An 11,015-nucleotide genomic window follows, 5' to 3' on the forward strand; every position below is an offset into this window, starting at 1 on the left:
CAGAGATTGGGCGTATTCTGCGCCCAATCAATTTCCCCTTAAAAGGAACGTGAACGGGGAGCCCTCAGAGGGCTGATTCCGCCCCAATCAGAAGATAACCACGTCCCGCAGCCTCCTAGGGCGGTTGGAGGTCGGGGCGGAGGTACTGGCAGCGCGGCCTACTGCCACGACCCTCACTCCGATTGGCGGCGAACCTCAATGTCGACGATGTGACGAGGCGTTCGCCCAAGCCGAGGATCGCCGTTGGCAACGGCGACGATTCCCTCCTGTTCGTCACCAGCCCACAGGCCAACTAGGTAGTGCAGGAAGAAATCGGCATAGGAGCAACTGGCGTCCCTCACCGTAGCCGCCAAGACCGATGTTTTGCTCGTATGCAACTGGGTCAAGTTCCTGACGAGCCGGGCCGGGGCAACCCAGAGCGTCGGTCGCGCCGAGACCGGCGTCATGAACAGATAGTAGGCGTGCTCTGACTGGTTGAGCATATCCTCGCACTGCTGCAGGTTAATGCCGATAGTCGAACTGAAGCCCCTCCCCGAACCAGTGCCACTGCGCTTTTTCACCTGCACAAGGGTGGCTCGCTGGATAACTGTCCTGCCTGCGTCCACGACACGGGTCAAGAACAGCACGTCTGCCCCCAGCGGGGACCCAACTGACGTGTTAGTCCCTTCCTCCCGCTTGCTGGGCTGGCGTACATTCACCGACAGGCCCGGATAGGTCGATCGCGTCATGGCTGAGAGCTGGCGCAGTTGGTGGCTTGCGTTGCCAACTGCCTCCTGCGTCAGGGCCAGGAGGCGAGCTGTGTGGACCTCCTCGTCCTCTCCCCAAGTATCCGAATACTCGCGGCAAAACTTTTCCTCGATCTGGCTGAGCGCGCTATGGATGACGCGCTCTACGGACGGGTCGCCCAACCAGGTCTGGGTGCCGATGTTTGGCAACGCAGTGGTATCCTCGCCCAGGCCTATCGGCCCCTCTAGGTCCAGCGCCCCCCGCCTAGAGCGCACTAGCCCTTTTGCCCTCAGTTGCAGTTGCCTTGGACCAGCGTTGGCGAGCTGGTTCGCAAAAGCCAGGTGATCCTCGTCATCCATCAATCGCAGAAGCACCGGCTCGACTTCGGCAAACGCCGTCTGCTCGAGCCAACGGCAGGCGAAATCGAGGAGGCCTTGGGCCAGCTCTGGCTCCTCGCCCACCTGATCGAAAAGATCCTGCCGCCAGGCTTCGCGAGCGGAAGGACCTAGTTGGTTCCACAGCGCCTCTCGGCACCACGCATCCGATGGCAATTCTCTGAGGCTTGCAGCAACGTTTTGCTGGCTGGATCGCGCTGGGTTTTCGAACCCGTGCCAGGCAGAGGCAAGCGCGAGGTCCGACGGCATAGTGTCAACCAGCAATGCAGCAAGCGCAGAGCAGGCTTTGGCAACGCATTCCCTGAGTTGGTCTTTCTTCTCTGCCTGCGGATGGTTTTGCCAACGCAGAAACAGGCTGCGTACATCGTCCGCCACAATCTTGCGGCAATATTGGATCAGCCGAGGGAAGACCTTCGGATCAGCTCGATCAAGAACCTGCTCGCAGGCCCAACGGGACGCCTTCACCGTAGGCGAATTGGCAAACAACGAGTAAACGAGATCAGTTACGTTGTAACTTGAATAGCCTGGGGTGCCGCCGATGTGGGTCTCCAAATAGTCGTACACAGTCTGCCAATGCTGCGCAACCAACTGTTCGAAGGCCCAGTTACTCTGGTTGTGACGTGGGGTCACCAGTTGAAGGCAATGGATGCAATCGCCCTTCGACGTACTGGTCACAAGCGCCGCCATAATTTCCCGATCGTCCAAAAAACGATGCCGATTATGTGAATCGAGCAACCAACTTACCCATATCGCACGGGGAGCGATCTCCGCCAAGACGGCCTCACGCAAGGCCGGCGAGTCACCTTGGAGAACGTCCGTACTGAAAACCTGCTCAGCAGACAGGTAAGCATCCTGGTCGAGAATAGACGATGAGTCCTTGACCCAGGTGCATCCGTGCCCAAGGAGTTTCAGGGTTAGTGCAATCGCCCCCTCTCGTGCTACCTCCTCTAGTTCAGACACAACGCGCTCACGATAGGCTGGCGAGACCCACAGTCCATCAGTCCAATCGCAGGTGCGCTCGGCGGACAGGTGGGCGTAGTTCAGCCGAAGGATCCCATCACGAACGTCAAAGTAGCGTCCCAAATGTTCGACCAGCGGCGGAGCCCAATCGACCAGCAGGATACTTGCAACTGCCAGTTCATTGTCGAAGCTAATATTCACGCTCAAGGCGTTCTCCCTATCACAACGGCTGACGCCGCCTGTTCGATACCGTTATCCAGCCGCCCACAAGTTGCAGTGAACTGACGCGATGTAAATCTCGAGAAGTTTAACGTCCCAACTGCAGCCGCTTGAACAATTCATCAACTCTTAGTCAGCACTCCAGAAAGTCGACAATACGTTTAGCACCGGCGCTTATTCAGATAGGTTTCCTCCGCAGGTGGCACACTCATCTATAGCTGAACAGGGGTTCTTGCCCCCTCAAAATCAAGAAAAATAGACGGTTTCCACCCGGCCGCTGCGCTGGGTGGAGCCTCCGCGATTTTTCCTGATTTTTTCACGACCGCCTTAGTCGCCCTAGTCGGCAGGGGTTCATGCGCAGCGCAAGCGCAGAACCCTGAAGACGAAGGAGCGAAAGCCATGAGCGAACACATCAGGATCTACGTTGCCGACCTGGCCGCCTACAACGCCGGTCATCTGCATGGCGTCTGGATCGACGCCACCCTGGGGCTGGACGACATCCAGGAACAGGTCGACGCCATGCTGGCGGCCTCGCCGGTCGAGGGGGCGGAGGAATACGCCATTCACGACTTCGAGGGCTTCGACGGCTACCGCCTCGGCGAGTATGAGGGCCTCGAAAACGCCCATGAGATTGCGTGTTTCATCGAGGAATACCCCGAGTTCGGCGGCGCCCTGCTCGCTCACTTCAACGACCTGGAGCAGGCGCGCAAGGCGGCCGAGGAAGACTATTGCGGCTGCTACAACTCGCTGGCCGACTACGCCCAGGAGCTGACCGAGGAAACCAGCAGCATTCCGCCGCACCTGGCCATGTACATCGATTACCGCGCCATGGCCCGTGACATGGAATACAGCGGCGACGTGTTCACCTTGGAGACCGGCTTCGAGCAGGTGCATGTGTTCTGGAATCGCTAACCCAGCGGAAGGCACCGGGGGAGACTCGGTGCCTTGTTTTTTGCGCCCCTGTCCTGCCGGCCACCCGCGCGCCCCACCCGGAAGGCTGATGCACGGGGACGCGCCCCCGGCGATCATCCTGGAGCAACCACGTTGTGCTGCCAATTTGATTGAGACCGTTACGGTCTTACGGTTTTGCCCAAATCCATCGATCCGTATCCACGGATATACGGATTGGTGGGGAAGCGGATCTACGCCTTTACGGATTTACGGAAAACCGCCGATACGGTTTTCCGGCTTTGTAGAGGGCCGCAGATCCGCAAATCCGTAGGGCTTCGCCAATGCGGCTTGGCGCGCTTGGGCACCGTGGTCGGTGACGCGCGTAGCTAGGCGTACCCGGTCAGCGCCAAGACCTTCCTGGTATCAATCCTCGCCCCTCCTGCCTGCGCATTCGCCCAGACCCAACCCGGCATGATCGAACGCGACGGCTACCGCACGGTGCTCCTCCCACGTCAACGGAGCACTCACCATGTCGCACTCACACGACCTTTCCCGCCACCCGCATCGCATCGATCTTGACGCGCCGCTGCACCGCAAGGCCGGGCCGGCGGCGCATGCCATGCGGCCCGTGGAGGGCGCTATTGAGGCGCAAGCGCCACAGGCCTGCCCTGCCCCTCGCTACCTCACCAACAACGAAGCAGCGGCCTTCCTGCGGCTGTCGCCGCGCACGCTGGAAAAGCAGCGGGTGATCGGCGGCGGTCCGCGCTTTCACAAGTTTGGCCGGCGGGTGATGTACGCGCTCGCCGATCTCGAGTCCTGGGCCGGTGAGCGCAGCTTCGAGACCACCTTCGATCCTGAGTACATCGACCGCCACCCGGGAGCGCAGCGTGATGATCAATGAAACCTTCGCCTATGAACTGTCGGCATCTCGATTTGACTTCGCAGAGCGAGCAACTGGATCTGTTCCGCGCGCTGCCGGGCGACATGGCGCCGCGCGACGCCCAGGACCTGATGGCGCATCCGTTCTTCTCACTTGCCAAGTCGCGGCGCACCGTGCCGATCGACTTTCGCTCGGGCGAGGTGACGGTGCGTGTGGAGGGCACGCTGGAACATGGCATCGCCACGATCTGGGACGCCGACATTCTGATCTGGGCAGCCAGCCAACTTGTCGAGGCTCGCGATGCGGGCATCCCCACTTCGCGGCTGATGCGTGCAACGCCCTACCAGATCCTGCGCTTCATAGGCCGCGGCACCTCGCTGCGCGACTACCAGCGACTGAAGGCCGCCCTGGATCGGCTGCAGTCGACCAGCGTGGCCACCTCGATCCGAGAGACTACCGGCCGACGTCTGCATCGTTTCTCCTGGATCAACGAGTGGAGGGAGTTGGCCGCGGCGGATGGCCGGCCACTGGGCATCGAGCTGATCCTGCCGGACTGGTTCTACAGCGGGGTGCTGGATCAAGCCCTGGTGCTGACTATCGACCCGGCCTACTTCCGTCTCACCGGCGGCATCGAGCGCTGGCTGTATCGCCTGGTGCGCAAGCACGGCGGCAAGCAGAAGGACGGCTGGCAGTTCGACTTTCGCCACTTGTACCGCAAGTCGGGCAGCTCGGCGCGCTACTCGGACTTCGCCCTCGACCTGCGTGCGCTGGCGGCTCGCCAATCGCTGCCCGGGTATCGCCTGGAAGTCGTGCGTCTGTCCCGCTCGACCGAACTGCTGGCCTTCCGGCGAGTGCCGTAGACGGCACGGGGATATCTTCTGGAAAAACTGTGAATCCAGACGTGCTTTCAGGCGCACGCTGGCCCGTGCTATCAGGAGCGCGACACACGTGCTTTCAGGCGCACGAACTCCTCTGGAGGTCACGGCCGGCGGGGCTTCCAGCCTCCCTTAACTTAACTAACTTAAAAGCTCTAACTTGTTATTGGGGCAGCGCCCGTGTGTGGACAGCTGCTCATTGGGGCAGTCTGACCGGGGAGATCCGGCCATGATCGTCGCCCTGCTCAACCAGAAAGGCGGGGTGGGCAAGACCACCCTCGCCACCCATATCGCCGGCGAACTGGCCCTGCGCGGGCAGAACGTCATCCTGCTCGATGCCGACCCACAGGGCTCGGCGCTGGACTGGACGCAGCGGCGCAGCCAGCATGGTTTGCCCAGGCTGTTCAGCGCCGTCGGCCTGGCGCGCGAGACGCTGCACCAGGAAGCTCCAGAGCTCGCTCGTCGCGCCGATCACATCATCATCGACGGGCCACCGCGCATCGCCGCCCTCGCCCGCTCGGCGTTGCTGGCGGCAGATCGCGTGTTGATCCCGGTGCAGCCCAGCCCCTACGACCTGTGGGCCAGCGCTGAGATGGTCAACCTGATCCGCGAGGCGCAGGTGTTCAGGCCGATGCTGCGCGCGGCATTTGCCATCAACCGCCGAGTCAGCACCACAGTGATCGGCCGTGAAGCGCGCGGCGCCTTGGCCGACCAACCACTACCGGCGCTGCAGGCAGAGGTTCGCCAGCGCATCGTCTTCGCCGAGAGCGTGGCAGCCGGTCGCCTGGCGCGTGAACTGGCACCGGACAGCGCCGCTGCGCGCGAAGTCAGCAGTCTGGTCGACGAGCTGCTGAGGTGGTCGCCATGAGCGGCAAGCGCATCGGTATCGGTGCACGCCCACTGGCCGACCCGCAGGCCGAAGCCTGGATACGCCAGGGCGCCGCCCTCGACAGCGGCAAGGCCGAGCGCTACAGCGCCCGGCTGACGCTGGACGTGACGCTGGCACTGCGCACGCGCATCAAGCTGGCGGCCTTCGAGCGTGGCGTGACCATGGCGGAGATGCTGCGCGAAGTGCTGGAGCGACAGTTTCCGGAGGCTACGTCATGACCTTGGGTGCTCGCGGCGTGCGGGGGCCACTGGCGCTGCTCGCCGGCAGCCTGGCAGCAATGGGTTGGGCAACGATTGCAACGTCGCCGCCGCGGCTGATCTACAACGCCTCCGACAGCGTGCCCGTCGGCTGGTACCGCATTTCGCCGGCCACCTCGTTGGCGCCGGGCGATCTGGTGCTGGTTCATCTGCCGCCGGAGGTTAGGTCGCTGGCAGCGCAGCGCGGCTACCTGCCGGCGAACGTGCCTTTGCTTAAGACCGTGGCGGCGATGGCGCCGCAGCAGGTATGCGTGCAGGGCAGCCAGGTGCGCATTGATGGTGACCTAGTGGCCAAGCGCTTGAGGTGGGATCGAAAGGGCCGCGCGCTGCCAACCTGGCAGGCCTGTCGGCGCCTGGTTGGCGACGAGCTGCTCCTGCTCAGCAGCAGCAACCCGGCGTCGTTCGACAGCCGCTACTTCGGCCCGATATCCGCCGACGCGGTGATCGGTCGGGCGCAGCCCTTGTGGCTGGAGTCGCGTCGATGAGCAGGTCTTCTGCGTGTCGATCCGCCTGCCGACTGCATGCGCCCGGTGTGTGCGGTCGAGGGCCGCCTGGCTGCAGATACCTCTGCCCTCGCCTGCCGACCAGGAGCTTTGGAAGTCTCCGTTCCGCCTCTCCTGATTACCCAACTCAGCAGCGCAAAGGCACGGAAAAAGCGGAGGGCAAGATAAAAGGGGGCGGCACTTCGTTGGCCTGGAAAGCAGTCTGCACGGGGGTTGGCGGCGACACAGCGCCGGGATAGCCAGGTGCCGAAATAGTGCTCGCCCTGCAGTTTCACTGGACAGGGAGCGTGCCTGATACGCCGTACTGCGATCAACTTGGAGGAGTCTTAGATATGAGCAAAGGAAGCCGTCCGGATGACGAATTGCGCTTTCGCCCGCAGCCGGGCAAGCCGCAGCAACGCGGCCAACCCTTCGTCAACCAGGTGCTGCGTCAGGCCAACAAGGCCGGCACCGGCAAGCCGCGCAAGGCGGGCCACCAGCCCGGCGCCCGTCTCGGCCGTGGCCATGTCGCCGCTCGCTTCAGCGCGCAGCAACTGCCGTCCAACGCCCGCCGCGTCACCATCAAGACGCGCCTGGTAAACCTGCGCCAGGCCGGCAAGGGCTCGACGCTCAGCCACCTGCGCTACATCGAGCGCGACGGCGTCAGTCGCGAGGGCGATCCGGGCAAGGCCTACGGGCCGCTGACCGACCAGGCCGACCTCAATGCGTTCGAGGAGTGCGGCCGGGACGACCGCCATCAGTTTCGCTTCATCGTCTCGCCCGAGGATGCCGAGCAACTCGACGACCTGCGCACCTACACCCGCCATCTGATAAGCCGGATGGAAGCCGACCTCGGCACCCGCCTCGACTGGGTGGCGGTCGACCACTGGAACACCGACAACCCGCACACCCACATCGTCCTGCGCGGCAAGGACGACACCGGCAAGGACCTGGTGATCGCCCGCGACTACATCGCCGAGGGCATGCGCAACCGCGCCTCGGAGCTGGCCACCGAATGGCTGGGACCGCGTACCGAGCTGGAGATCCAGCAGAGCCTGCAGCGCGAGGTGCAGCAGGAGCGTTTCACCAGCCTGGATCGCACCCTGCTTCGCGAACGCCTGGCCGGCGGCCTGAGCCTGAAAACACTTGCAAACCATCCACGTCGGCAACTGCTGATCGGCCGCTTGCAGCATCTGCAGAAGCTTGAACTCGCACATGAAGTTCGGCCAGGACAATGGCTCCTGCGTGACGACGCCGAGGTAACTCTGCGTGCCATGGGTGAACGCGGCGATATCGTGCGCACGATGCAGCGGGCCATGGGTAGCGTGCAGCGAGAGCTGGCGGTATTCGAGCCGGGCAAGGATGGTTCTGTTGTGGTTGGTAGGATCGTAGCCAAAGGCCTAGCCGACGAGCTCAACGACCGCGGTTATCTGGTGGTCGATGGCCTCGACGGCAAGGCGCATTACCTGGCCCTGCCTGCCCACGCTGAACTGGCCAACTACCCCATCGGCGGCCTGGTGGAAACACGCAGTCCGAGCGAACCACGCGCGGTGGATCGGTCGATTGCTTCGCTGGCTGCGGACGGCCTTTATCGCACCGATCACCACCTGGCGCTGGCACGCTCGCAGTCGAGCGACGGGCATGACACCGAGGCATTGGTCGAGCGCCATGTACGGCGTCTGGAAGCCCTGCGCCGGGCCGGTATCGTCGAGCGGTTGGCCGAGGGTGTCTGGCGGGTGCCGGCCGACCTGCCCGAGCAAGGCCGGCAGCATGATGCTCGCCGCCTGGGCGATGTCGCCGTTGAGCTGCGCACACCGCTGCCCCTCGAGCAGCAGGTACGCGTCGTCGGCGCGACCTGGCTGGACCAACAGCTGATCGGCGGCAACCGCGAGCTGGCCGACAAGGGGTTCGGCAAGGAGGTGCGCGAAGCGTTGCGGCAACGCGTCGAATTCCTGGTGGAACAGGGCTTGGCCGAACGCCAGGGCCAACGCGCGGTGCTCGCACGCAATCTGCTGGCCACCTTGCGTGGGCGGGAGCTGACCGCGGCAGCGCAAGAGCTCTCGGCGCAGACGGGCATGCAGTACCGCCCGGCGGTTGAGGGCCAGCGCGTCAATGGGATCTACCGACGCAGCGTGCAACTGGCCAGCGGCCGTTATGCGCTCCTCGACGATGGCATCGGTTTCAGCCTGGTGCCGTGGAGACCGGTGATCGAGCAGAGGCTCGGGCAGAACGTGTCGGCAGTGATACAGGGCAACAGCGCGTCATGGCAACTGGGTCGCCAGCGCGGGCCGTCGATTGGTTGAGCAACAGGCGCCGGGACTTATACCAGCGTCGGCTTCTACTGCAGCCACTGCTTGAAGTCGCGGCGGAAGCTGGTGGGGATCTGTATCGTCTGCTCATCCCAAGGGTTGAACAGCTCGCGCACGGCAGGACTGGTGAAACTTATCCGTAGATGACGAACCAACCTGACAGGGCTTCTTGCTACCTACTAGGCACGAAGGAAGTCGGTTGGCAGTTGATTGCAACCGCTTGCTGCATTACCACGCGCTAGGGTCACAAGCAGTTGGTCCGTGACAGGAGTCGCCCAACTGCTTTGCGTGAAATTTAGGTTCATGAGAGATGCATCTAGGCCAGCTGCAAGGCCAATGCCAGCGAAATGGAAAACAGTGCGACCAGATTGCCCAGGATCACGATCGACGCGACCTTCTCCGGCTCCTGGGCATAGCGCTCGGCGAACATGAAGTTGAGCACCGCCGGCGGCAGCGCGCCGAAGATCAGCAGGATGTCCGTCTCGCGATCCGACAGGCCAAACGCCAGGCAAAACAGGTAGGCGATCAGCATGCCGGTCAGCGGTGTCGCCACAGCACCGACCGTGCCGATGCGCCAATGCGCGAAGGGCGCAGTGTTCAGGCGCACGCCAAGGGAAAACAGCATCAGGCCCGTGGATACGTCGGCAATGATCTTGATCGCGGAGAGAAAAGGCGGCCACATCGCGATGCCCGACATACTCACCAGCACGCCGGCAACTCCGGCGATGATCACCGGCTCACGGAGCAGCCCCCACACCCTGGCGTTGCGCCCGAGCCACCAGGTGGCGATGGCGAAGTGCAGGACGTTTTCCACCAGAAACAGCACCACCGCTGCCGGCAGCACCTGCTCGCCGAAGGCGAACAGCAGCAGTGGCAACCCCATGTTGCCGGCGTTCTTGAACATCATCGGTGGCAGTAGGGTTTTCGGTGCATAGCCCAGCCGACGGGCGATGGGCCAGCCGAGCAGGCCGGAGCCGAGCACGATGACCAAGCCACCGAGCGCGATCATCTGCACCTCGGCCAGGTCGACACTCTTGCCCGCCAGGGCCGAAAAGATCAGCGCGGGCACGAAGATGTCCATGTTGACCTGGTTGGTGGCGATCATGTCCGGGCGATGCTTGCGACCATACAGGTAGCCAACCGCGATGACCGTGAACACGGGGAAAACGATGCTCACGATCTGCACGAGCATGGGGCAACCTTAGCCGCTGGCGAGTAGGGGGTGCTGGGCGACTCAGAGCTTGTGAGCTTTTCGGTCACGCCCGCCGAAGGGGGCGCGAGTGGGTTTGTGATCGCTGTGGCGGTCAGATGATCTGTTCAGCATGAAGGCACTCGCGTTATCTGGTTTTTCGGGTCGTTTTTCGCCGTTTCGTACGCTCAAGCCCCGATTCCGGACACTGCAGACGCACCTTTCCCGAAGGCAAGCATCTCCGGCGCGAGGCTGGCCATCCGCATCAGGTTGTGGGCCAAGGCAAAGAACAGGACCACGCACTTGACCTTGGCCAGTCCGCGCACGCGGAACTGCTGGAGTCCCCGGTTGCGGCTGTGGGCATTGACGCATTCGGCGGTTGCGGCGCGGTTCTTGTAGATCGCCTTGGCCTCATCGGTCCCCATGCGCGCGCGCCATGCCGCCACGCCAGGACTGTCGTCGGGCTTGGGCTGGTGTGGGTCCACCGCCTTGTCCTTGGCCGCCGGCACCGGCCCATACACCGTGGTGTGCGCGCTGGCCTGTTCGACCTGCTCGTGACCCACAAAGCCGCCCTCGACCAGCCAGGCCTCGGGCGTCTGACCGCAACGCTCGCGCACCTGCTCGATCATCGGCACCACCTGACCCTGGTCGCTTCCAATCGTGGCCACCTCGACGCCCACAATCACCAGCGAGTCGACATCGCTGGCCAACTGCGGGTTGTACGCAGGCCGAAACCCGCCGTCGCCCATCTTCATGACCGTCGCCTGGGCATCGGTCGTCGAGGCGCGCGCCTGATCGGCCGCCTTGCCCTGGCGGCGCTTGATCGCTTCGAGTTCGGGCAAGCGCGCCAGCGCCTCGGCCACCCGGGTCTCGCGCTCACGGGCCGCGCGCAGCCGCGCCGCCTGACGAGCCCGCCCGGCCCTGCCCGGGTCGGCTTCAAGCC

The 11,015-nt window shown here is 63.6% G+C and carries 9 protein-coding genes and 1 pseudogene; 7 read left to right on the forward strand and 3 right to left on the reverse strand.

The window, feature by feature from the left end; all coding sequences use genetic code 11:
- Positions 1-173: 173 nt before the first annotated feature.
- The gene (locus B3P22_RS17550) at positions 174-2,288 is read right to left on the reverse strand and encodes a hypothetical protein (protein WP_100550030.1); all 2,115 of its coding nucleotides are present in this window, start codon (positions 2,286-2,288) and stop codon (positions 174-176) included.
- Between the two features lie 411 nt (positions 2,289-2,699).
- Between B3P22_RS17550 and B3P22_RS17555 the strand changes: the two genes are divergently transcribed.
- The 7 genes from B3P22_RS17555 (at position 2,700) to B3P22_RS17585 (ending at position 8,877) form a co-directional block, all read left to right on the forward strand.
- Positions 2,700-3,212: an antirestriction protein ArdA gene (locus B3P22_RS17555; RefSeq protein WP_104730453.1), complete on the forward strand. Its 513-nt coding sequence runs from the start codon at positions 2,700-2,702 to the stop codon at positions 3,210-3,212.
- Positions 3,213-3,720: 508 nt separating this feature from the next.
- Positions 3,721-4,092, forward strand: coding sequence for a helix-turn-helix transcriptional regulator (locus B3P22_RS17560; RefSeq protein ID WP_116618480.1), 372 nt, complete (start codon positions 3,721-3,723; stop codon positions 4,090-4,092).
- An 11-nt stretch (positions 4,093-4,103) separates the two neighbouring features.
- Positions 4,104-4,931, forward strand: coding sequence for a replication initiator protein A (locus B3P22_RS17565; RefSeq protein WP_100550028.1), 828 nt, complete (start codon positions 4,104-4,106; stop codon positions 4,929-4,931).
- A 244-nt stretch (positions 4,932-5,175) separates the two neighbouring features.
- Positions 5,176-5,814, forward strand: a complete 639-nt coding sequence (gene parA, locus B3P22_RS17570; RefSeq protein WP_100550027.1) for a ParA family partition ATPase — start codon at positions 5,176-5,178, stop codon at positions 5,812-5,814.
- Positions 5,811-6,053: a hypothetical protein gene (locus B3P22_RS17575; protein ID WP_200633068.1), complete on the forward strand. Its 243-nt coding sequence runs from the start codon at positions 5,811-5,813 to the stop codon at positions 6,051-6,053. Before parA ends, B3P22_RS17575 begins: the two co-directional genes overlap by 4 nt.
- On the forward strand, positions 6,050-6,577 hold the full coding sequence (locus B3P22_RS17580; RefSeq protein ID WP_100550025.1) for a S26 family signal peptidase: 528 nt from the start codon (positions 6,050-6,052) through the stop codon (positions 6,575-6,577). The genes B3P22_RS17575 and B3P22_RS17580 overlap by 4 nt, the downstream gene beginning before the upstream one ends.
- A gap of 350 nt (positions 6,578-6,927) precedes the next feature.
- Complete coding sequence (locus tag B3P22_RS17585; protein ID WP_104730451.1) at positions 6,928-8,877, forward strand: relaxase/mobilization nuclease and DUF3363 domain-containing protein; 1,950 nt, start codon at positions 6,928-6,930, stop codon at positions 8,875-8,877.
- Positions 8,878-9,199: 322 nt separating this feature from the next.
- Here the strand turns inward: B3P22_RS17585 and B3P22_RS17590 are convergent, their stop codons facing one another.
- Positions 9,200-10,075 (reverse strand): AEC family transporter, encoded by an 876-nt coding sequence (locus tag B3P22_RS17590; protein ID WP_104730450.1) that lies wholly within the window; start codon positions 10,073-10,075, stop codon positions 9,200-9,202.
- Between the two features lie 185 nt (positions 10,076-10,260).
- Positions 10,261-11,015: pseudogene (locus B3P22_RS17595) on the reverse strand (IS1182-like element ISPst13 family transposase); the annotation flags it as partial.

This window comes from Pseudomonas sp. UBA6323, from assembly GCF_002439135.1.
Taxonomy (GTDB): domain Bacteria; phylum Pseudomonadota; class Gammaproteobacteria; order Pseudomonadales; family Pseudomonadaceae; genus Aquipseudomonas.

Bases quoted from the DNA above. Each gene is read 5' to 3' on its own strand.
- B3P22_RS17555 (WP_104730453.1), top strand. From the start codon at position 2,700: ATGAGCGAACACATCAGGATCTACGTTGCCGACCTGGCCGCCTACAAC.
- B3P22_RS17560 (WP_116618480.1), top strand. From the start codon at position 3,721: ATGTCGCACTCACACGACCTTTCCCGCCACCCGCATCGCATCGATCTT.
- B3P22_RS17565 (WP_100550028.1), top strand. From the start codon at position 4,104: ATGAACTGTCGGCATCTCGATTTGACTTCGCAGAGCGAGCAACTGGAT.
- parA (WP_100550027.1), top strand. From the start codon at position 5,176: ATGATCGTCGCCCTGCTCAACCAGAAAGGCGGGGTGGGCAAGACCACC.
- B3P22_RS17575 (WP_200633068.1), top strand. From the start codon at position 5,811: ATGAGCGGCAAGCGCATCGGTATCGGTGCACGCCCACTGGCCGACCCG.
- B3P22_RS17580 (WP_100550025.1), top strand. From the start codon at position 6,050: ATGACCTTGGGTGCTCGCGGCGTGCGGGGGCCACTGGCGCTGCTCGCC.
- B3P22_RS17585 (WP_104730451.1), top strand. From the start codon at position 6,928: ATGAGCAAAGGAAGCCGTCCGGATGACGAATTGCGCTTTCGCCCGCAG.
- B3P22_RS17590 (WP_104730450.1), bottom strand. From the start codon at position 10,075: ATGCTCGTGCAGATCGTGAGCATCGTTTTCCCCGTGTTCACGGTCATC.